General features: G+C 37.1%; 23 protein-coding genes. 18 read left to right on the forward strand and 5 right to left on the reverse strand.

Annotated elements, in window-relative coordinates:
- The first annotated feature begins 21 nt into the window (after positions 1-21).
- The 7 genes from ACQWU4_RS06050 (at position 22) to ACQWU4_RS06080 (ending at position 6,869) form a co-directional block, all read left to right on the forward strand.
- Positions 22-555, forward strand: coding sequence for a GNAT family N-acetyltransferase (locus ACQWU4_RS06050; protein WP_429934876.1), 534 nt, complete (start codon positions 22-24; stop codon positions 553-555).
- A gap of 2 nt (positions 556-557) precedes the next feature.
- Positions 558-1,358 (forward strand): GLPGLI family protein, encoded by an 801-nt coding sequence (locus ACQWU4_RS06055; protein ID WP_429934877.1) that lies wholly within the window; start codon positions 558-560, stop codon positions 1,356-1,358.
- A gap of 272 nt (positions 1,359-1,630) precedes the next feature.
- The gene (locus ACQWU4_RS06060) at positions 1,631-2,530 is read left to right on the forward strand and encodes an NAD(P)H-binding protein (RefSeq protein ID WP_429934878.1); all 900 of its coding nucleotides are present in this window, start codon (positions 1,631-1,633) and stop codon (positions 2,528-2,530) included.
- A gap of 16 nt (positions 2,531-2,546) precedes the next feature.
- A complete protein-coding gene (locus ACQWU4_RS06065) occupies positions 2,547-3,461 on the forward strand; it encodes a helix-turn-helix domain-containing protein (RefSeq protein WP_429934879.1) in 915 nt (304 codons plus the stop codon).
- Between the two features lie 185 nt (positions 3,462-3,646).
- Positions 3,647-5,203 carry a rhomboid family intramembrane serine protease gene (locus ACQWU4_RS06070; RefSeq protein WP_429934880.1) on the forward strand — a complete coding sequence of 519 codons (1,557 nt, stop codon included), beginning with the start codon at positions 3,647-3,649 and terminating at the stop codon, positions 5,201-5,203.
- Between the two features lie 161 nt (positions 5,204-5,364).
- Positions 5,365-6,282 carry an alpha/beta fold hydrolase gene (locus tag ACQWU4_RS06075; protein WP_429934881.1) on the forward strand — a complete coding sequence of 306 codons (918 nt, stop codon included), beginning with the start codon at positions 5,365-5,367 and terminating at the stop codon, positions 6,280-6,282.
- Positions 6,283-6,320: 38 nt separating this feature from the next.
- Positions 6,321-6,869: a hypothetical protein gene (locus ACQWU4_RS06080; protein WP_429934882.1), complete on the forward strand. Its 549-nt coding sequence runs from the start codon at positions 6,321-6,323 to the stop codon at positions 6,867-6,869.
- An 88-nt stretch (positions 6,870-6,957) separates the two neighbouring features.
- Here ACQWU4_RS06080 and ACQWU4_RS06085 read toward each other — a convergent pair whose 3' ends face one another.
- The 3 genes from ACQWU4_RS06085 to ACQWU4_RS06095 all read right to left on the reverse strand — a co-directional run bounded on the left by ACQWU4_RS06085 (position 6,958) and on the right by ACQWU4_RS06095 (position 10,769).
- On the reverse strand, positions 6,958-7,884 hold the full coding sequence (locus tag ACQWU4_RS06085; RefSeq protein ID WP_034745431.1) for a malate dehydrogenase: 927 nt from the start codon (positions 7,882-7,884) through the stop codon (positions 6,958-6,960).
- 117 nt (positions 7,885-8,001) lie between these two features.
- A complete protein-coding gene (locus ACQWU4_RS06090; RefSeq protein WP_429934883.1) occupies positions 8,002-8,553 on the reverse strand; it encodes a biliverdin-producing heme oxygenase in 552 nt (183 codons plus the stop codon).
- A gap of 26 nt (positions 8,554-8,579) precedes the next feature.
- The gene (locus tag ACQWU4_RS06095; RefSeq protein WP_429934884.1) at positions 8,580-10,769 is read right to left on the reverse strand and encodes an ATP-binding protein; all 2,190 of its coding nucleotides are present in this window, start codon (positions 10,767-10,769) and stop codon (positions 8,580-8,582) included.
- A 532-nt stretch (positions 10,770-11,301) separates the two neighbouring features.
- Here ACQWU4_RS06095 and ACQWU4_RS06100 point away from each other — a divergent pair.
- Genes ACQWU4_RS06100 through ACQWU4_RS06120 form a run of 5 tightly spaced genes read left to right on the forward strand, consistent with a single transcriptional unit; the run spans position 11,302 to position 17,282 of the window.
- Complete coding sequence (locus tag ACQWU4_RS06100; protein WP_429934885.1) at positions 11,302-12,462, forward strand: porin; 1,161 nt, start codon at positions 11,302-11,304, stop codon at positions 12,460-12,462.
- A gap of 21 nt (positions 12,463-12,483) precedes the next feature.
- Complete coding sequence (locus tag ACQWU4_RS06105; protein ID WP_429934886.1) at positions 12,484-13,914, forward strand: anion permease; 1,431 nt, start codon at positions 12,484-12,486, stop codon at positions 13,912-13,914.
- 17 nt (positions 13,915-13,931) lie between these two features.
- Positions 13,932-14,588 (forward strand): succinate dehydrogenase cytochrome b subunit, encoded by a 657-nt coding sequence (locus ACQWU4_RS06110; protein ID WP_429934887.1) that lies wholly within the window; start codon positions 13,932-13,934, stop codon positions 14,586-14,588.
- A gap of 12 nt (positions 14,589-14,600) precedes the next feature.
- A complete protein-coding gene (locus ACQWU4_RS06115; protein WP_429934888.1) occupies positions 14,601-16,517 on the forward strand; it encodes a fumarate reductase/succinate dehydrogenase flavoprotein subunit in 1,917 nt (638 codons plus the stop codon).
- Between the two features lie 12 nt (positions 16,518-16,529).
- Entirely contained in the window at positions 16,530-17,282 is a 753-nt protein-coding gene (locus ACQWU4_RS06120) for a succinate dehydrogenase/fumarate reductase iron-sulfur subunit (RefSeq protein ID WP_429934889.1), read from the forward strand.
- A 73-nt stretch (positions 17,283-17,355) separates the two neighbouring features.
- Here the strand turns inward: ACQWU4_RS06120 and ACQWU4_RS06125 are convergent, their stop codons facing one another.
- Positions 17,356-18,369, reverse strand: a complete 1,014-nt coding sequence (locus ACQWU4_RS06125; protein WP_429934890.1) for a nucleoid-associated protein — start codon at positions 18,367-18,369, stop codon at positions 17,356-17,358.
- Between the two features lie 260 nt (positions 18,370-18,629).
- Between ACQWU4_RS06125 and ACQWU4_RS06130 the strand changes: the two genes are divergently transcribed.
- From ACQWU4_RS06130 to ACQWU4_RS06155, 6 genes are all read left to right on the forward strand, one after another.
- Positions 18,630-18,791, forward strand: a complete 162-nt coding sequence (locus ACQWU4_RS06130; RefSeq protein WP_429934891.1) for a hypothetical protein — start codon at positions 18,630-18,632, stop codon at positions 18,789-18,791.
- Between the two features lie 4 nt (positions 18,792-18,795).
- Positions 18,796-19,152, forward strand: coding sequence for a DUF7674 family protein (locus tag ACQWU4_RS06135; RefSeq protein WP_429934892.1), 357 nt, complete (start codon positions 18,796-18,798; stop codon positions 19,150-19,152).
- A gap of 80 nt (positions 19,153-19,232) precedes the next feature.
- The gene (locus ACQWU4_RS06140; protein ID WP_429934893.1) at positions 19,233-19,364 is read left to right on the forward strand and encodes a hypothetical protein; all 132 of its coding nucleotides are present in this window, start codon (positions 19,233-19,235) and stop codon (positions 19,362-19,364) included.
- Between the two features lie 48 nt (positions 19,365-19,412).
- The gene (locus ACQWU4_RS06145) at positions 19,413-19,808 is read left to right on the forward strand and encodes a DUF7674 family protein (protein WP_429934894.1); all 396 of its coding nucleotides are present in this window, start codon (positions 19,413-19,415) and stop codon (positions 19,806-19,808) included.
- A gap of 167 nt (positions 19,809-19,975) precedes the next feature.
- Positions 19,976-20,200 carry a hypothetical protein gene (locus ACQWU4_RS06150; RefSeq protein ID WP_429934895.1) on the forward strand — a complete coding sequence of 75 codons (225 nt, stop codon included), beginning with the start codon at positions 19,976-19,978 and terminating at the stop codon, positions 20,198-20,200.
- Position 20,201: 1 nt separating this feature from the next.
- Positions 20,202-20,552, forward strand: coding sequence for a hypothetical protein (locus ACQWU4_RS06155; protein WP_429934896.1), 351 nt, complete (start codon positions 20,202-20,204; stop codon positions 20,550-20,552).
- Between the two features lie 102 nt (positions 20,553-20,654).
- Here ACQWU4_RS06155 and dnaK read toward each other — a convergent pair whose 3' ends face one another.
- Complete coding sequence (dnaK, locus tag ACQWU4_RS06160; protein ID WP_429934897.1) at positions 20,655-22,550, reverse strand: molecular chaperone DnaK; 1,896 nt, start codon at positions 22,548-22,550, stop codon at positions 20,655-20,657.
- Positions 22,551-22,625 lie beyond the last annotated feature (75 nt).

Consider the following 22,625-nt stretch of genomic DNA (forward strand, 5'->3'; position numbering starts at 1 on the left):
AAAATCATATTCCAAACTTTCATGGAAATAAAAAAATTAGAAAAACTGACTGAAAATCCTAGTCTGAACTGGGGAGCTAACGGTTATACTACTGATAAAATACTTGCCATTTCTGCTGTCGAATTTTCCGGTTCTTTTGAATTTGTATTAAAAGAAAAAGCCATTCCCTATACCAAGACCTGGAAAACCAGTTCAGAAGATATTGAAGATCTTAATGGAATTATCCAAAAAGGACATTCTTTCGGAGTGTTTGAAGGAGATAAATTATTCGGCTGGATTATTTGTGAACACAGAACATGGAATAACAGCTTCTATATTGAGAATATTCTGGTCAGCGAGAACCTGAGAAGACAGGGAGCAGGAGCTCAACTGATCAAAAATGCTGTCCGGGAGGCCAGAAATTTGAGTTGCAGAATCATTGAACTTGAAACGCAGAATACCAACTATCCGGCAATCCAGTTTTATAGAAGACTAGGCTTCAGTATTACAGGTCTCAATACCAGGCTGTATGAAAACATAGAAGAAACTGCCATATTTATGACATTAGATTTATAAGTATGAACATAATAAAAAAATTACTGATAAACTGTTTTGTGGTTTTAAGTACTGCCTTTTTTTCTCAAAACAGCAAGGCAGTTATGGAAATCAGGTATGAAACCAAACTGATTCCCGACAGTCTGAATAAAAAGAATATCCAACAATATGAAGCTATTTTGCTTTGTAATGCTTCCGAGTCTGTGTATTTCAGCCGCGATGCGAAAGAATATTACAGTATTTTATCCGGTAAAAAAGAAAATAGCGGCACAGATGTTATCAGAACTGCTCTCGGTGCCATTCCAAAATATCCCAGAAATAACAGTAGCATATATAAAGCTAATGGGAAATTAACAGCTTTTATGCCGGTGGGAAAATATATTTTCAGCTTTGAGGAGCCCGAGCTTAAATGGGAAGTACTGAATGAGACTAAGGAAATAAAAGGCTTCAAATGCCGCCTCGCCAAAACAAGAACCGATACCGGGAACGAGTTTTTTGCATGGTATACGGAGGACATTGCTATACCGGAAGGCCCTTTCCGCTTTAAAGGACTTTCGGGAATGATCCTTGAAATTTATAACAAAAGCAGGACTATAGAAATTTACGCTACCGATATTCAGAAATCGGAAGAGCTCATTGAGCCTATTCCTTATGCTTCTACCGTAAAAGCCAAAAACAAAATGCAGTATCTGGATGCAAGAAAAAACTACACTGACAATCCTTCCGCATATAATGGAAATATCAGACTGTTTGATGCGTCAGGAAAGGAAATTACGGGTAACATAAAAAAAGGCCTTCAAAAAATAAATGTCTTTTTTGATTGAGATCAGAATTTAAAATATCATTTTTTCAGAAATATTTTAAAACACCAATAAGTGTGTTAAAATATTTTATATATTCGCAATTAACAAAATATGAAACCCAGAGGTGGAGATGTTTCTTTTAAAATTTTGTCAGATAAATAAGGGGCGGTTTTACCGCTCTTTTTTATGCATACTATTCCCTTTAAGATAAGATTTGACTACAAGAAAAGCAGATTCGGCTACATCTGCCCTTTAATAATTGCAGAATTTTGCTACAACAAAAACAAGTCAAAATGAAAATTATCGTAACAGGTTCATTGGGAAATATCAGTAAACCGCTGACAAAAGAGTTGATAAGCAATGGACATTCTGTAACTGTTATCAGCAGTAATATCGAAAGACAATCAGAAATTGAAGCATTAGGAGCAGAAGCTGCCATCGGATCTATGGAAAATGTAGATTTTTTAGCAGAGACCTTCAAAGGGGCAGATATTGTATATGCTATGGAAGCCTTGAATGCCGGAGTTTTCTTTGATCATACCATTGATTTTATAGAAGCCAATACCCAAATCGGAAGAAATTACAAAGAAGCTTTTGAAAGATCGGGAGTAAAAAAAATCATTCATTTAAGCAGCATTGGCGCGCATATGAGTGAAGGAAACGGAATTCTTACTTTTCATTATAATGTGGAAAAAATACTGAATGAGCTTCAGGAAGATGTCTCCATCAAGTTTATGCGTCCGGTCGGATTTTATTACAATATGTTTTCCTTCATTCCTACCATCAAATCACAAGGCATGATCATTCAAAATTATGGTGGTAATCAAAAAGAACCTTGGGTTTCACCACTGGATATTGCAAGTACAATAGCCGAAGAGATTGAAAAGCCATTCAATGGAAGAGAAGTCCGGTATATTGCAAGTGAAGAAATTTCACCTGACGAAATAGCCCGGACACTAGGAGAAGCTATAGGAAAAACAGATCTTCAATGGCTTCCCGTTTCTGACGAAGAACTTCTTACTGGTATGACAGGTACAGGCATGAATCCGAAAACAGCCAAAGGTTTTGTGGAAATGAATGCTGCAAGAGGAAATGGAGTTTTATATGAAGATTATTATCTGAACCAGCCGGTTTTAGGAAAAGTAAAACTGAAAGATTTCGCAAAGGAATTTGCAACAGCTTATCATCAATAATAATTAATTTTGTGATATGAAACAGCCTATCAGAATCAAAACAATCAGTGAATTTCACCAGTTCCGGGGCCTGGCAAAACCTGAGCATCCTCTAATCAGTGTTGTAGATTACAGCACTATTAAGGATGATTCAAAAGAAACTGAACTGAGCTGGATTCTGGATTTTTATTCTATTTCTGTCAAACGAACTTCTCTCACCAAAATAAAATATGGCCAGCAGCAATATGATTTTGATGAAGGTTTCATGTTTTTTATGGCACCGGGACAGGTTTTCAGTATTAAAAGGGATCCTGGTTCGATTGCAAAACACACGGGATGGATTCTGCTCATTCATCCCGATTTTCTCTGGCATACTCCTTTGGCAAAAACTATAAAAAATTATGAATACTTTGATTATTCAGTGAATGAAGCTTTATTTTTATCTGAAAAAGAGGAAAATACAGTCAGTAATATTGTTGAAAATATTCATCAGGAATACCACTCCAATATTGATGCATTCAGTCAGAACATTATTATTTCCCAAATTGAAACTCTACTCAACTATTCAGAACGTTTTTATCAGCGCCAGTTTATCACCCGAAAAATTTCCAGCCATAAAGTTCTTGATGCTTTAGAGGTCCTACTTGCCGATTATTTTGATAGTGAAGACCTTATTACAAAGGGACTTCCAAGTGTGCAAAATATTGCAGATCAACTGAATGTTTCTCCAAGCTATCTGACTGGTTTGTTAAAAGTTCTTACCGGACAGAATACTCAGCAGCATATTCATGAAAAATTAATCGGGAAAGCAAAGGAAAAATTATCCACTACCCAATTGTCGGTAGGTGAGATTGCTTATGAATTAGGTTTTGAACACCCACAGTCGTTCAGTAAATTATTTAAGAGTAAAACCAATCTTTCTCCTCTGGAATTCAGAAAGTCTTTTAGCTGATATTTTACTGTAATTCAGATTTTCATCTATATTGAAATACATCTTTCTGATGTATTTTCAATTTCATAACAATGCAAAATCTCTACAAAAACAATATATCTTGAGCTTTTAAAGAGAAGTTTTTTTTATCAATTTAAGACAAATATTTTAAAATATTATCTTTGAAAAAAATTATAACATTTTAAATGTCAGACAAGTTAAAACTACTTTTTATACCTTTCATTTTATCCCTTTTAGGTTCATTAATAGGATATACATTTTTACACTGGATCTTCTTTATTAAATTCTCATTTTTTAATATAAAAGAGATATTTCTTGTTTTTGGTATTCCAATAACATTAGCAGGGCTCATTACCTTTTTTTACATCAGACCTAAATTAAAAGTTTTAAAACTCAAAACCGAAAAAGGAACTTGGGCAGATTTTTACTCAATAATATGCTGGATTATCTTTTTTGTTCCTTTAATGATCGCACAAAATTTACTTATTACAGCATCCGGAGAGCTCAGAAAATTGAATTCAATAGATGAAATAAATCAAACTACTGTTGCAAAATATTATACTTTAAAATCTCATTATATTGATAAAAAATTTACAAGTGTTTATCTTGATGTGGAGGCTACAGGTAAAAACAATAATAAATTAGGATTATATGTTTATGCATCTATTCCTATTTTTAACAAAGCAGAAGATACTATCAATCATAAACCATCTGCCTGGCTAGGAATTAAATATTCAGAAAGTATCAGCAATAGATTAGATCCGGCTGAGAAAGAAAAGAAATTCCATGAATTTGTAGATCAAAGTGAGATTGATTTCAAGAACAAGAATATCACCCAATTTATTTATTTGGACCGGATAGGGAATTCAGATGAAAAAGCAGGTTATAATCAAGCAATCAAAAATAACAGATATTTTAAAACTCTTTCTGACCCGTCAATTCTAGTTGGAATTAATGAACCTTTTGAAGTAAGAAATGGCAATAAACTTGAAACGCTTACTGCCTGTATCTTAATAGGTTCCGTTATCTGGTTGATTATGATATTGAGTCCCAAAACAAATCAAAGAGAACTTAAACGAATAAAGGAAGGAAAGCCTGACAAAAAAGCACAGAAAGAAAACCGTGAAATGCTTGAACTTTTAATACCACAGGAAGGTAACTTTATAACATTAATCTTAATATATATTAATATTGGTACATTCATTTTGATGTTTTTGATGGGCTATGGATTTCTTTCTTTCAAAGGACAGGATCTTTTATATTGGGGGGCAAATTACGGTCCGCTAGTTAAAGATGGCCAATGGTGGAGACTTATTTCCTGTATTTTTGTATCTGGTGGTGTTATGCATTTACTGACAAATATGTTGGGGCTTTTCTTGGTTGGTCTTTTCTTAGAACCTGTGCTTGGAAGAAAATATTTTTTACTTGTTTACCTATTGACAGGTATTACTGCAAGTATTACAAGTATTTTATGGTATGATCATACCATAAGTGTCGGTGCCTCAGGAGCTATATTTGGATTATACGGTTTATTTTTATCCTTTATTGTGTTTAAAGTTTTCCATCCGGAATTCGGAAAAGCATTTCTTTTAAGTACACTAATTTTCATTGGATTTAATCTAATTATGGGACTTGGCGGAGGTATAGATAATGCTGCTCATATTGGAGGCCTCTTAAGTGGATTTATTATTGGTGCAATATTCCGGTTATTTATGAAAGAAAACCCTAAGACAAATTCTTAAAAATAAAAATACCAAAGCCTTATACTCTATATGGCTGTTTTCATTGTGGGACTTATAACATTCTTCAACAATTGATACAATATCACAGCAGGCTCAGCAATTGAGTCTGTTTTTATATACTTTATAAGTAATAAACCATATCTCTCAACTGTTATTATGATATGAAGACCATCCAAATTCTTATCTTTCTTTTTCTGTCTGTCACTTCTGTGTCAGCTCAGACTGGCAATATTGAAGACTTTTTTGAAACTTCTGATCACGTCAGGATCAAATATAAAGTTTCGGGAAAAGGGGAAGCCTGTATTTATGTTCCGGGAGGTCCGGGACAGGGATATCCATCGTTTGAGCTTTTAGGAGGCAGCAGTCTTGAAAAAAATATGCAGATGATCTATATGGATCAGCGTGGGTCAGGTGAATCCGGGAAATCGGAGAATTATCACCTGGATGCAATGGTTCAGGATATTGAGGAATTAAGGCTTCATTTAAAGCTTGATAAAATTTTTCTGCTTGCCCATTCTTTCGGAGGAATTATTGCAGTGAATTATGCTAAAAAATATCCACAGCATACAAAAGGACTTATTCTGGTAAATATTACCCTGCATTTTCTCAATGATGAATCACTGAAAGAGCAGATAGAATACGGAAACAGTCTCCTCAACCAACCCGGCAAAGTTGTTCCCGGAGACAGTCTTTCTTCAGAGCTTTCAAAAATCAGTGCTTCATTAAGAAAGAAAAGAATCGGATATAAATTTCTTACCGAGGATATTGAAACTATCAAAGAGATGGACAAAATAGATTCTCTTCATCCAAGGATTATAGATTTCGGAATGGCCGTAATTTCAAAACCTAAAGATTTTCCTGAGTATTATACTGACCATGCACCGATTACAAAAGATATTCATGTTCCTGTACTCATTATTACAGGAAAAAAGGACAAGGCTGTTGGGACACAACATTATAAAACGTTTCAGTTCCCTGATCAGAAAGTCGTTTCTATTAATGGCGGACATCTTTTGTATTATGAGAAAAACAGAGAGTTTGTGAATTCCGTTTGGGCCTTTGTAGATGGGAATAAATGAAATACTTTCATTAAATTTGAAGTTTTATAAATATTACAATGAGTGCCAATAAAAATGCCCTGGAAAAAATGTCAGACCGGGAACTTGAGCAATATATAAAGCCTGAAAGCCGTTTCATACCTGAAGCCATTAAATATGCTTCTGAAATCCTTGAATCAAGAGGGAGAATATTCACTCCTGAAGAAAAAGAAAGAATCCATTCTACTGTCTCTACAATACAAAAGCATAATGAATTGATTATACACCCCAATCACATCAAAGCAGCAAATCTTATGTATCTGTCAGGAGCTTTAAGTATAGGAAATATGATCTGGATCTACGAATCTTTAAATTCACCATTGTCCACCACTGTAGCTGCAGCCACTTTAGCTTTTATCTTCGGAATGGGCTATCTGGCCGGAAAAGGAACCGAATGGGTAAAATATGTTCTGCTTATCACTTTTCTGATTGGATTGACAGGACTTCAATCCCTTTATTTTAACTTATTATCTGATCCTGTTTTGGGCATATTAAATATTATACAGACCATACTTCAGATCTGGGCTCTTGTTTTATTATTCAAAATCCCGAAGCCTCAGATATCATAGCAAAAAACATAAAATATATTTTCTGATATTATAAAAAACTCAGCGCGGCCTTCGGCCGCGCTGAGTTTTTTATAAAGCTTAAATCTAATTAAAACTTAAGATCTCCGTTCACCTCTCTCACAGCATTAGCTGCTTCAGCAAACTTCAATTGTTCGTCAGCTGTAAGTGTTACGTTAACGATTTTTTCTACACCGTTTGCTCCGATAATTGCAGGAACACCAAGACAAATATCATTCTGTCCGTATTCTCCTTCAAGCATTAAAGAACAAGGGATCATTTTTTTCTGGTCACAAGCGATCGCCTGAACCATTACAGAAACTGCTGCACCTGGTGCGTACCAAGCTGAAGTTCCTAATAATTTAGTAAGTGTAGCTCCTCCTACTTTAGTTTCTTCAATTACATATTTTTGTTGCTCATCGCTCAAGAATTCTGTTACCGGAACACCGTTTCTTGTCGCTTTGCTCAATAATGGAAGCATACCTGTATCACTGTGAGCCGCGATTACCATTCCGTTAACGTCAGAAATAGGGCTTTCCAATGCCTCAGCCAATCTGTATTGGAATCTTGCAGAATCCAGCGCACCACCCATTCCGATGATTTTGTGCTTAGGAAGACCTGAGGTTTTGTGTACCAAATAAGCCATAGTATCCATTGGGTTAGAAACCACAATGATGATTACTTCCGGAGAGTGTTTTACCAAGTTTGCAGTAACATCTTTCACGATACCTGCATTGATACCGATAAGCTCTTCTCTTGTCATTCCAGGTTTTCTTGGAATCCCTGAAGTGATTACTGCTACATGAGAACCTGCAGTTTTGCTGTAATCTCCTGTTGTTCCGGTAATTTTTGTATCGAATCCGTTAAGCGATGCAGTTTGCATCAAATCCATTGCTTTACCTTCAGCAAATCCTTCTTTAATGTCTACTAAAACTACTTCCGAACAGAAGTTTTTCATTGCGATGTACTCTGCACAGCTTGCTCCTACAGCGCCTGCACCTACTACAGTTACTTTCATATTGTATACTTTTTTTAAAATTATTTTTTAGTTCAGTCTAAAAATTGAAACGCCCAAATTTAACAATTCCTGAAAATGTGGGCAATTTTTCAGGAATTTAATTGGGGTTGAATGAAATTAATTGACGTTCAGTAAAAACGTATATAGTTTTTTTGCTCCTGACAGGACCTCGTTATAGTTTTCCTCAGTAACTTCAGTATCCAGAACCTCTTTGAAATTTTTCCACATCGGTCCCGTATTTTCCTGGTAGCAACCAAAGAAATTGAAAGTTACATCATCAAAACCTTCTGTTTTGGAAAGCTGTTTGGCAATCACATTTCCACCTAAAGTAGAACCTTCGATTACGTACATGGCACCCAAAGCTTCATGCTCATTATCAAACTCAAGGTTGTGAGAGGCAGCCTGGTTTTCCAGGGAAAGACTTTCAAGATCCTTTTCGATAAGGGAAAGTTTCTTTCTGTCATTAAGCTGAAGTTTTTCCGAATACTTATCAGAAAGACTTCCGAATATTTTATCCTCACTGTGAAGAAGCATCAGGTAATTTGTATTGATGATCTTTTTGTAATCCTCCAGTGTGAAAGTTTTATTAAAAATTTTTTCAGAATTGAAAAGTTTCTCCGCAGCATCGTGATATTCCGCTGTATTTTGTTTAAGATACTCTGATACCATAAATTAGGTTTTAAAGTTTCCCAAATTTACGGTTTTTTAAACGTTAGTATAAAACAAGTTCCCTCTTTATTGCTCTCGTAATCCACATTTCCTCCTATCCGTTTCATAATCCTGTGCACAATAGACAGTCCTACTCCATTTCCTTTGAATGTTTTGGCATTATCCATCCTGTTAAAGATCTTGAACATTTTATGCTTTTCCTGTTCAGGGATTCCAATACCATTATCTGAAATCCTGTATACAACAGTTTCTCCTTCCTCACTTCCCCAGATATCCACTTTCGGTTCATTCTGATGAGAGCTATATTTTACCGCATTATTGATCACATTCAAAAAGACCTGATTCAGCATTGTTTTATCAGCAAGCACATCAGGGCAATCCTTAATAATAACCACAGTTTTGGGAGTATCGAAAGTAATCTTTGCATTTTCCGATATTTTCTGAATCATATTCAGGGGATGCAGGCGTTCCAGATCTATTTCACTATGTTTGGCCCGGCTTAGCTGAAGTACATCATGCATCATTTCCGCCATATTGTCAATTTCTTCAACAATAGAGGTCAGTTTATTTTTATTTTTTTCCGTGTTTTCAAAATTGGAAAGCAGCATCTGAGCATTCAGCTTCATTACAGTTAAAGGAGTTCCGAGGTCGTGTGAAATTGTATATGAAAAACTGTCCAGCTCTTCATTTAACTTACTCAGTTCATTATTCAGTGCTTTGATCGCATTGTATTGTTTGTGTGAAGTTTCCAGTATCACATCCCGGACAGCCTGTACAGCGCTGATATCCCTGGAATTCCATCTTCTTGAATTTCCTTTAATGTTTTCTGTAAAAATATGAAAAGAAGTTCTTGGTGAAACAATATGCTTTTCCTCCCCATCCTTCATTAATACCTCAATTTTCTTTTCAGGATTTCCGGCCCAGTCGATATGTTCATCAAACTCTTTGCGGAACCAGATCAGCATTTCTTTTTTACTTCTCTCAATAAAATAGATAATGATTCCTGCAGCACTTTCATCCAGCTCCAGTTCATTTCCATAATCTTTAAGGAAGCTTCTGCTCACAAAAATACTTTCTGTGGTATTCTCAAGAGCCCAATGGGTAATAGTATCAATCGTTGCACGTTCAGGAACCGTTCCTACGGTTACAGTATTGCCCTCCGAAATAATAACCAGACCATCTGCTTCAGGCAGTTTTCTGATCTTTCCTTTATTATCTGCAAGAGAATCAAACAAATTATTATGTTTTAAAAACTCCGCTTTCAGCTGAGAGGATTTTTCATTCAGTTCCAACTGATAATTCAGTGCATTCTTGGATTTAAATGAAGAATAGGCATTGGAAGCCAAAGCCGTAAAAATTCCGGCCTGAACCCTGTCTTCAAGGTCAACATGTTTAGCTTCTGAATTCTGGCAGGTCACCAGCCCCCAAAGGTGATCATCAATAATAATAGATATGCTGAAACTTGAAGAAGCACCGGAATTTTTAATATACTGTCCGTGAACAGGTGACATTCCCCGCGAAGCCACAAAAGTAAGATCAATATTGTCCTCAGTTTTACTTACAATCGGTACCGTTTCTGCATATACATTGCTGAATATCCTCTTTCTCTTTTTTAAATAAAGCTCCCGCGCCTGTCTCGGAATATCTGACTCGGGATAATGAAGCCCGAGATAACTCTCCATATGATCATTTCTTCTTTCTGCAATCACTTTACCGGAACCGTCCATCATAAATTTATAAACCATCATCCGGTCATAATTCACAATTTTAGAAAGCGTACCCAATAACTGCTCCCACAGCTCTTTTTCATTATCTATGACATAAAAATTGTCATACTTATTAGAAATACGTTTATTGAGATTTTTGACCACAGCCTCAAATTCCATAAAAATATGATTACCACTTCTGAAAGCAGAAAAATGGTACTCCTTTCCGCCGATGAATACTTTATCAAAATGAGTTTCGTTCTCTCTTTTTGTAAAGTCCTTCAGAGAAATATAAAGATCCGAATCAAGAACAGGCCCGAAGATTTCAGGAAAATCCATAAAAGTACTGTCAAAAAGCTGTTCCGCATTTTCGATTCCAAATATATCCGCAATATTCCTGCTGAAAAAAATGATGGAACGGGATTCTGCATCAATGCCAATCAGGTATCCAAAACTTTGTATATACCCAGGAATATGGATGGGCTCTTCATGACATTCTACAAAATTCATATATTTCTTTGATCAATCAAATATAACGCTTTTTTTAACGGTATATTACTTTGTGGTATCAAATCACGGAAGTCCCTGAAAACCCAATTATCCCAGTAATTGATAAGCCAAATCAGTCTGAATTTCAACTCAAATGCTCTTATTTTTTCAATATCAATAATAGGTTTTGATTTATAATATACTAAAAATTTTGCGGTAAATCAAGTTTAATCTTCCCATCATGATTCATTACATGAATTTTAGATTACATTTAAAATAACTATGTTAATTAAACTAAAATTATTAAATTTATATCACCAAATAATGAATACGTTTAAAAATTGTCTAATTTTTTCACATTATTCCTAACAAAACCTTCACTTAAATTCAAATAATAAGACTATGAAAAATTTCCCTTTAATTATCCTCACTTTCACCTTGCAACCAGAATCAGAAATACTTGTAAATCCTTTACAAAAAGATTCTGTAAAATCAACCATATCATAAAAGATGTTGATTTTTTAAAATAAAATATTCATTAAACACAAATCCTATGACCCTTTTTTCACCCAAAAAGAGAAATCTGATTTTTTGTGCCCTGCTGGCTGGTTTTTCAGCCTGTGCACAGATTCAGGATTCACTTCAACCCAACAAACAGGAGGAAGATAATGTGAAATATCCTGTACTTCAGATCAAAGGCCTTTTTCAGGCACGTTATCTTGTTGGTATGTCCGGGGATGTTGATGTAAACGGCCTCCATCACGCAGACGGATCAGGAACCAGTAATAACTTTATGCTTAAATACATGAGGGTTCAGGTACGTGCCCAGATCAGCAAAAGAACAGAAGTTGTGGCACTTGCCAATTTTGCTGATTTTAAAAACGATCCTAAAGGCAGAGTACTGGAAAACGCTTATCTGAAATACACCTTTAATCCAAAGTTAGCATTTACCGTAGGACAATTCAGGCCCTGGTTTGGTATTGAAGAAACCTACCCTATTGACATTATCAAATCCTTAGATTGGTCCAATCAGTATACCGAGTTTGGAAAACTGGGCTGGACAAGCTTTCAAATTGGGCTTTCTGCAACAGGGCAGCTTCAATTGGGCGAAATCCCCTTTCAGTATGCAGTTTCAGTTGTTAATGGAAACGGGAAAAATCAAATTAATGATAACGACAACGGGAAGCAGTATTCTACTAGATTGGTTTTTGGACTGTCAAAAAAATACAATTTCAACGTAGGCCTGAATGGCGGTATTGGCGAAGTATTAAGCAAAAAAATATATGCAGTAGGAATTGATCTGAGTTCAATGATCCAATTTGATCCGAAATGGAGCCTTGATATGCAGCTGGAAGCCAAACAGGCCACTAATCATGTTCTGTACAATTCTGTAGATCCGGAACTGAGACCTTCCAATCCCGACCAATACCTGATTCGTGGAGTATACTTCCTTCCGAATGTACGGTACGAAATCAATCATAAAAACCTCAGTGCCTTTGAGCTGTCCTGCCGTTATGAATACCTGGATACCAATTTCAGGCTGAACTCCAATCCAAGACAGACCATCACCCCTATGTTTGGACTGGAATTCCTGAAAAATTATGGAGCAAGGATTCAGCTGGGCGTACAGTTCGACCGTTACAAACACCAGGTGGAAAATACATCACAATACAATAACAATCTGTTCATTGTACAGGTACAGAGTAGATTTTAACCGCTTAAAGATTTAAAAATTATGAAAGAAATTAATATCACAAATATTGCAATAACGTTTGCTGTTGTGTTGGCAATATGGTTCATCCCGGCTCCTGAAGGTGTTGCCGAAAATGCATGGCATCTGTTTGCTATTTTTGCAGCAACTATTTTAGGAATTATCCTCAAAGCAGCTCCAATGGGTACAATGTGCATGATGGCTATTGCATTTACAGCTCTTACACAGGTAGTAGCTCCCGGGGATGCCGGAAAATCAATTACAAAAGCACTTTCCGGTTTCGGAGATAAAGTGATCTGGCTGATCGGTATCTCATTCTTTATTGCCAGAGGATTTATTAAAACAGGACTGGGAAACAGGATTGCCTTTTTGTTTATCAGGATATTCGGTAAAAGTTCTTTAGGACTGGCTTACGGACTCGGACTTGCGGATGTATGTCTGGCTCCTGCTATTCCAAGTAATACCGCAAGAGGCGGCGGAATTATTTATCCTATCATGAAATCCATGGCCATAAGCTTCGATTCTGTTCCTGAAAAACCTGAAACCCACAGAAAATTAGGTTCTTTCCTGACATTGAACAGCTACTATATGAATCTCATCGCCTCTTCCATGTTTCTTACGGGAACTGCGAGCAATCCGATGTGTCAGAAATTCGCAGCCAACCTGGGAATCAATATTACCTGGATGTCATGGGCTGCTGCCGGTTTCGTTCCCGGATTAGTGGCTTTCTTTATAGTTCCATTGGTTTTATACAAATTATACCCGCCTGAATTGAAAAAAACAGGTGATGCTCCCAAAATGGCCGCTCAGAAACTGAAGGAAATGGGACCTATTTCCAGAAACGAATGGCTGATGCTGCTGGCTTTCTTCATTCTTTTAGCTCTTTGGATATTTGGAGGGGCATTATCTATTGATGCAACCACTACAGCCTTCATAGGTCTTACATTACTGTTACTGACTTCTGTATTGACGTGGGAAGATATCAAAGGGGAAAAAGGTGCATGGGACACCATCGTCTGGTTCGCTGTTTTAGTTATGATGGCCAGCTCATTAAATGAATTGGGCTTCATTGGCTGGTTCAGTGATCTGATTAAAGTAAAAATAGGCGGATTAAGCTGGCAGGTTGCCTTTCCCGTAATCATTGTCGTCTATTTTTTCAGTCACTACATTTTTGCAAGTGCAACGGCCCATGTAGCAGCCATGTATGCAGCATTATTAGGAGTTGGTGTTTCTTTGGGAATTCCACCAATGCTGTTGGCTATGATGTTGGGTTTCTTAGGCTCAATCTATGGTGTTCTTACCCATTATGGCCACGGTCCCGCCCCTGTATTCTATGGAAGCGGTTATGTAGAGTTGAAAGCATGGTGGCTGAGAGGACTTGAAATCGGGATCGTATTATTGATCATCTATATGGTGGTTGGAGGACTTTGGATGAAAATCTTAGGTTATTATTAATTCATTAAATCAAAAATATGCTGTCAACCTTGTCAAGAAAAATGCTGCTGTGCCTTACAGGACTTTTCCTGAGCTTCTTCCTGCTGATTCATTTCTTGGGAAACCTCCAGCTGTTTCTTCCCCCGGAGCAGGCGCACCTTCAGTTTAATGCCTATTCACATTTTCTGTCCGGGAATATTCTGATCAAAATAGTTTCATATGTTCTGTATGCAAGCATTATCCTGCATGCTCTAGATGGATTGGTAATTACATTGAAAAACAAAAAATCAGGAGGGAACTATCAGTCAGAAAGACGTGGAAGAGCCAGTAAATGGTATTCCCGCAATATGGGAATTCTCGGAACTCTGATCCTGATCTTTCTGGTGATCCATTTCCAGAATTTCTGGTATGTCTATAAATTCGGAAACCCTCCACTGGACAACAACGGAAATAAGGACCTTTATATTCTCGTGGTAACTGTCTTTAAAGAATGGTGGTATGTTATTATTTATGTCCTTTCAATGATAGCCCTGTGTTACCATCTGATCCACGGGATCTACAGCGCAACAAGAACCCTCGGATTATATCATCCAAAATTTGTAAAATGGTTTAAAACTGCCGGTATTGTCTATTCAGTCATTATCAGTTTAGGCTTTGCCCTTATGCCGGTGTATGTATTCTTTACTTCCAATTAAACAGAAAAAGTCATGATCTTAGATTCAAAAATACCCAAAGGGCCTTTAGACCAAAAATGGGACAATTATAAAAAGAAAGCAAAGCTCGTTAATCCTGCCAACCGTAAGAAACTGGACGTTATTGTAGTCGGGACCGGACTGGCAGGAAGCTCCGTTGCTGCTTCTCTGGGAGAAATGGGTTACCATGTAAAATCATTCTGCTTCCAGGACAGCCCGAGAAGAGCTCATTCTGTAGCAGCACAAGGTGGCGTGAATGCCGCTAAAAATTATAAAAATGACGGTGACAGTGTCTATAGAATGTTTGTTGATACGCTTAAAGGTGGAGATTTCAGAGCCCGTGAAGCCAATGTTTACCGCATGGCGGAATGTTCTTTAAACCTCATCGATCAGGCCGTAGCACAGGGTGTTCCCTTCGGACGGGAATATGGAGGATATCTTAATAACCGTTCATTCGGCGGCGTTCAGGTGAGCAGAACTTTTTATGCAAGAGGGCAAACGGGACAGCAATTGCTTCTGGGAGCTTATCAGGCTTTGATGAGACAGGTTGGAAAAGACACTGTACAACTTTATTCCAGACATGAAATGCTGGATCTTGTTATAATCGATGGCAAGGCAAGGGGAATCATCGTACGAAATTTAGATACCGGAGAAATTGAAAGATATGCGGCGCATGCTGTTATTCTGGCAACCGGAGGTTATGGAAAAATCTATTACCTATCGACGTTAGCTATGGGATGTAATGGTTCGGCAATCTGGAGAGCACATAAAAAGGGAGCTTTAATGGCCTCCCCGAGCTGGATTCAGGTACATCCTACTTCACTTCCTCAATCCGGAGATTATCAGTCTAAACTAACCCTGATGTCAGAATCCCTTCGAAACGACGGAAGAATCTGGGTTCCCTCGAAGGCCGATGAAAAGAGACAGCCCAATGATATTCCTGAAAACGAAAGAGATTATTATCTGGAAAGACGATATCCTGCTTTCGGAAATCTGGCACCGAGAGACATTTCGTCCCGTGCTGCCAAAGAAAGAATTGATGCCGGCTATGGAATCGGGCCCCTTAAAAATGCTGTCTATCTTGATTTTTCAAAAGCAATAAGAGAGCAGGGAAAAGAGAAAATTCAGGAGAAATATGGGAATTTGTTAGATATGTATCTTAAGATTACAGGATATGATGCCTACAATGAACCGATGATGATTTCGCCATCTGCTCACTTTTCCATGGGTGGACTTTGGGTAGATTATGAGCTGATGACCACTATTCCAGGACTTTTTGCATTGGGAGAAGCTAATTTTGCAGATCACGGAGCAAACAGACTGGGCGCCAACTCTCTTCTGCAGGCTTCTGTAGACGGTTATTTTATTGCCCCTTATACAATTGCCAATTATTTAGCAGATGAAATTCATACCGGGAAAATTTCACCGGATACCCCTGAATTCGAAAATGCAGAACAAGCAGCTAAACAACAGATTCAGGACTTTATGAATATTAAGGGAAGTAAAACCGTTGATTATTTTCATAAAACATTAGGAAAACTTTTATATGATTACTGTGGTCTTGCAAGAAATGAAAAAGGCCTGAAATATGCCATTGAAGAAATCAGAAAATTAAAACAGGAATTCTACAGAGATGTAAGGGTTTCCGGAGAGGGTGACAAAATGAATTCAGAACTTGAAAAAGCAGGCCGTGTAGCAGATTATTTCGAGATCGGGGAACTGATGTGTTATGATGCCCTGACCCGGAACGAATCCTGCGGCGCTCATTTCAGAGAAGAATTTCAGACTCCTGACGGAGAAGCATTAAGGAATGATGCTGAATACCAGTTTATTTCCGCATGGGCATGGACAGGGGAAAACAATGAACCTGAGCTGATCAGGGAACCTCTGATATTCGAAGAGATACAGCCTACAGTAAGAAGCTACAAATAAAAAACAAAAATTATGGATTTACACCTTAAGATATGGAGACAAAAGGACAGACAAAGCGAAGGGAAACTGGTCAGTTATGATCTGAAAGAGTTGAATCCCCACATGTCTTTCCTGGAAATGCTGGATACTTTAAATGAAAAACTTATTACCGAAGGTGATGAGCCTGTGGAATTCGATCACGACTGTCGTGAAGGAATCTGCGGACAGTGTGGCATGATGATCAACGGAATTGCCCACGGACCTTTAAAAAATACCACAACATGTCAGCTGCACCTACGTTCTTTTAAAGACGGAGAAACAGTTTTGATAGAACCTTTCCGGGCAGAAGCTTTTCCTGTGAAAAAAGACCTGAAAGTAGACCGTTCGGCTTTTGACAGGATTATCTCTTCAGGAGGTTTTGTATCAGTCAATACAGGACAGGCTCCGGATGCTACAGCTATTCCTGTTATCCACGGGATTGCTGAAGAAGCTTTTGATTCTGCGGCCTGTATCGGATGTGGAGCCTGCGTTGCCACCTGCAAAAATGGCAGTGCAGCATTATTCACTTCTGCAAAAATTACTCATATGGTTCTTCTTCCGCAGGGTAAAGAGGAAAGGAGCCGCCGCGTTCTGGATATGGTTACCCAGATGGATAAGGAATTATTCGGGCACTGTTCCAATACGGAAGCCTGTGAAGTGGAATGCCCTCAGGGAATTTCTGTGCTGAATATCGCGAGAATGAATTACGAGTACAGCAGAACACTATTTTTCAGACGAAAACAGTAAGTTGCAAAAAGGTAAAAAGCTGAAAAGGCAAAAGAGATTATATACAAATTCACTCTTCTGCCTTTTTATTTTCCTAAACTTCTTTGTCGAAATAAAGTCTGTAATATTTTCCTTTGTCGTCCTCTCCCATTTCCAGCTTCTGTCTGTCACCGTGAATGTAGATATGGAAGTTTTTATCCAGTTTGATAATGCTTTTGAAATGACGCTGGGTTTTCTTTACTGCCGCTTCGCTGATCGGGAATTCTTCAGCAATATTAACCTGCATATCCTGCTCATAATCTGTTTTGAAATTCACAAAACTTTCAATTACATGCTGGTCTCCCAGTACTTCATTAGCAAAATCATCAAGCTTAAATTCTTCCTTTTCTTTGAAGAAATTGATCGATTTATTTAAGAAATCCGCCTGATCCGCTTTTGAAACTTCAAACTCCTGCGGAAGCTGCTTGGTAATATAATCTTTGTACACCATCAAGGCTTCCTGAGTGTGGAAATACTCATCATCACGCTGTTTTACCTTCAGGAAATCTTCGAACCAGTAGTACATATCCCCGTTTTTGTTGTTATCAACTACAGAAAGTACATACCCTGTCTCTTTGTTATTGTTGTAGATTAAAGCAGCCTTATCAATTTTAGATAAACCTATTCCCTGATCTTTTTCAATGTCAAAAGTTTCTTCCTGATGAGAAATTTTCAGGAAAGATTCTCTCTTTTCCGTTTTAAAGATCCCTATTTTATCCACTTTATCCGGACGGTCACTTTCTTCTTCAAAAAGGACAATAAACAGCTCTCCACCCTGAACCCTTGGATTTTCAGCTGCTTCAAAAAGATGTTTTGCAATATTTTCGGATTCCCAAAGGAATTTCGCTTTATCTTCAAAGATCTCGGAAACAGAACTGTAAACCGGATTATTAACCAGATATGTGTCACTGTAAAAATTAAAGGTCTCTTCCGATTTAAAAGAGCCTAAAAAGTAATCTTCAAGCAGCTCTGCCATTCCTTCTTCCAGCTTCAGCTCTTCCTGAGACAACGTTAAGGATTCTCCGTTGATTTTATTTCCTACTCTGTGTACTATAATTTTTGAAAACATGTCCTGAATAATTTGGAGTGCAAAGATATTCATTCTATTCTTTCCATCATACAAATAAAATAATAGGCAGATCTAAAAATTCCAGACCATTTAAAATCCTTAATGCTGATTCCGTTTTGATAACAACCTTATCATTTTGACAAGGTTTCCAGGATTTAAAATTGTCCAAACATACGATTAATCAATTGATTATAAACAAATTAAGCAAAATTCATTATCAAAGGAATATCATTCGCATCATCATTTACAAAACATACACAATGGACCTGAAGACCTTAAACCGCATTGACAAATTAAGAAGATTAAAAAGCAGAGGACCCAGAACTCCGAAATGGCTGAAACCCTATCATCTCCTTTTCGTGGCTTTTCTGATCATTTTCGTCTTTGGAGCTTTCATTAAACTTTTAGAACAAAATCATTAATCATATGAACTATTCAGAAGCCGTTCAGGAAATTACAGAGGTTATCCCTGACTTTGAAAATGAGCTTACGAAAAATGCACAACAGAATTCGTATAGTGTAATCCGAACTTTTACGGAATGTATCAAAAGTATGGTCCGACAGAATGACAGAAATGTTTTATACAAAAGTCTTCAAAAAATGGACAAAATTTACACAAATGGAGATACTACTTTAAAAAATGCAGTGGAAGGAATTTTCATTTATTCTCTGGATAATTTTACAGTTTTCTGCAGCGGAGAATACCGGAAAGTAATCTTTAGCCATATTTCAAAGGAGTTACAGCAGATTTACTCAAAACAGATTTACAATCATGGTATATAAAATTTCATTACATTTTTTATACGTTTCATTACAAAAGCATATTTTATTTAAAAATTAAAACTACTCAAATTCAATAAGTTATGAAAACAAAAATCAGAAGAATTTCCGACTGGAAAACATGGAAAACAACGACCAGCAGGCACAATACAGAGATATTGGCTACTCACATCGCTGTGATTATAGGTGTTTTTATTTTTGCTGCCATGCTGTAGATTTTGGTACACATTTCGCTGCAAATTAAATACTGAAAAATATTAATTATGAAGAAAGTACAAATGCAGGCTATTAATAAAAAAATAGCTGTTGAATACTTAAAATTTTTCTATCCGCCACTTCGAAATGAGATCACACAGTTATCTGTTCAGGAAAATTTTGCAGGTGTTATTCAGGCTACTATCAATTATTTAAAAGATATGCTGCAGGAATCGAAGATCTATATCGTAGCACATCACATCAAGCTGATGGATTGGATTTACAGAAATGCTGATTCTTATGTAAGGACCGTCATTGAAAATCTGTTTGTAAGATCTCTGGAAAGCTTTAAAAATCACACCAAGATCCAGCATTGGAAGCTTCTTTATGAATATATGCCTGACAATTTTCAGGTCATTTATAATGAACAGCAGAAGCAGGACCAGATCTTCTTCGGTAAGTAAGAAATAATTTAATTTGTAAATAGGCTCTTCAGGCATTTTGTCTGAGGAGTTTTTTATTTTCCGGATCAACAGGAATTAGAGCAATCATGAAAAATTATTATCCCATATATTTAGAAAAATGTATATTTGAATAATAACTCATCACTTGTTGAATAAAAATAAATTCAATGGCATATTGTTATCAATGTGGTCGTTCGGGAGCTTATCACCGCAGAAATGTTGTCACCGGCCATTCTTCATCCAGCCGTACAGATGTAACTTATACAGGCCCAAGGTTCCTGTGTGACAAATGTGCTTTGAATATGGATAAAACGGATCTGCTAGGCAGAATTTTCAACAAATATCTCATCATTATAGTTTTAGTGGGATTAATTTATTTTTTCAAAAGATAAAATGGCAGATTGGGGCAGCTTAAAATCACTTAAAACTCATTCAAGAATATTGAGCTGGGTTATCTTAGGCCTTATCCTTGTTCTGTTTCTGGCTCCAAAACACTTTTGGGAGAACAATCTGCAAAAAAATACGATATCCTCATCAGCAAAAGTAACCGCTAAACGTGGCGCTTCCATTAGAGATATCCCTTCTAAAAATGGTAATGTTTTAATTGTTGCTCCTGTAAATTCTGAAGTGGAAATCATTCAGAGAAAAGTAAAAAAAGATACTGTTGATAATAAGCAGGGAAGTTGGATCAAGATCCAATATCAGGGTAAAACCGGATATGTCTGGGAGTATTTACTTGATTAAATTATTATTTCCTGCCAATCATAGTTCTAATAAAATACATAGTAAAAACAAAAATCCCCGAACATAAGTTCGGGGATTTTCTATAATTCAGATTATAAATCCTTATTTTACTTCTTCAAAGTCAGCATCCTGTACATCCTCAGCACCTGCATTACTTCCAGGATTTTGAGCACCTGCATCTGCACCCTGAGCACCTTGCCCTGCTGCATACAGTTCTTCTGAAGCTGCCATCCAGGCTGCATCTAAAGCTTCTGTTTTAGCTTTTACATCGTCTGCATTTTTAGCTTCGAAAGCTGTTTTCAACTCTCCGTGAGCTGCTTCAATCGCTGCTTTTTTGTCAGCAGAAAGCTTTTCACCGAATTCTTTCAACTGCTTTTCAGTCTGGAAGATCAATCCGTCAGCTTTATTGAAAATTTCAACTTCTTCTTTTTTCTTGGCATCTGCTGCAGAGTTTTCCTGAGCTTCTTTCTTCATTCTTTCGATTTCTTCGTCAGAAAGACCTGAAGAAGCCTGAATCTTGATCGTTTGCTCTTTTCCTGTTCCTTTATCTTTAGCAGAAACGCTTAGGATACCGTTAGCATCAATATCGAAAGTTACTTCAATTTGAGGAACTCCTCTTGGTGCTGGTGGAATATCTGCAAGATCAAATCTTCCGATCTCTTTATTATCGTTGAACATTGGTCTTTCTCCCTGTCCTACTCTGATGCTTACAGCCGGCTGGTTGTCAGAGGCTGTAGAGAATACTTCAGATTTTTTAGTTGGGATTGTAGTGTTTGCTTCAATTAATTTAGTGAAAACAGAACCCATTGTCTCAATACCTAGAGAAAGTGGCGTAACGTCAAGAAGCAATACATCTTTTACATCACCTGTCAGTACACCTCCCTGAATTGCAGCTCCAACAGCTACTACCTCATCCGGGTTAACTCCTTTTGAAGGTTTTTTACCGAAGAATTTTTCCACTTCTTCCTGGATGATCGGGATTCTTGTGGAACCTCCTACCAAGATTACCTCATCGATATCTGAAGTTGATAAACCTGCATCTTTCAACGCTTTTGCTACCGGCTCCATAGATCTTCTTACAAGGTCTGAAGCCAATTGCTCGAATTTAGCTTTAGTTAAAGTCTTCACTAAGTGTTTAGGACCTGTAGCTGTAGCTGTAATATAAGGCAGGTTGATTTCAGTTTGTGCAGAAGAAGATAATTCGATTTTTGCTTTTTCAGCTGCTTCTTTTAATCTTTGTAATGCAATAGCATCAGATTTTAGGTCAACACCTTCTTCAGCTTTGAATTCGTCAGCCATCCAGTTGATGATCACATCATCGAAGTCATCACCTCCTAAGTGCGTATCACCATTTGTAGACAATACTTCAAATACACCGTCTCCTAAATCGAGGATAGAGATATCGAAAGTACCACCTCCAAGGTCATATACAGCAATCTTCTGATCTTTATGATTTTTATCCAAACCGTAAGCTAAAGCTGCAGCTGTAGGCTCGTTGATGATTCTTTCCACTTTAAGACCTGCAATTTCTCCGGCTTCTTTAGTAGCCTGTCTCTGTGCATCATTAAAGTAAGCAGGAACAGTGATTACCGCTCTTGTTACTTCCTGTCCAAGATAATCTTCAGCAGTTTTCTTCATTTTCTGAAGAGTCATTGCAGAAATTTCCTGTGGTGTATATTCTCTGTCGTCGATTTTTACTTTTACTGTATCATTTGGTCCTGCTACTACTTCATAAGGTACTCTTGAAATTTCTTTAGCATCTTCCTTAAAATGAGTACCGATAAATCTTTTGATAGAGTATACAGTTTTCTTTGGATTCGTTACAGCCTGTCTTTTTGCAGGATCCCCTACTTTTCTCTCACCATCTTCCGTAAATGCTACTATAGACGGAGTTGTTCTTTTACCTTCCGCGTTAGGGATAACAACAGGGTCTTTCCCCTCCATTACAGCAACACAAGAGTTGGTTGTTCCTAGGTCAATTCCAATTATTTTACTCATAATATTTATATTTTTTCTAATTTTTATATTTTAATTTACACTCTCAATTTCTCAATATCTGTACCATATCCCATT

The organism is Chryseobacterium sp. MIQD13 (genome assembly GCF_050496705.1).
Taxonomy (GTDB): domain Bacteria; phylum Bacteroidota; class Bacteroidia; order Flavobacteriales; family Weeksellaceae; genus Chryseobacterium.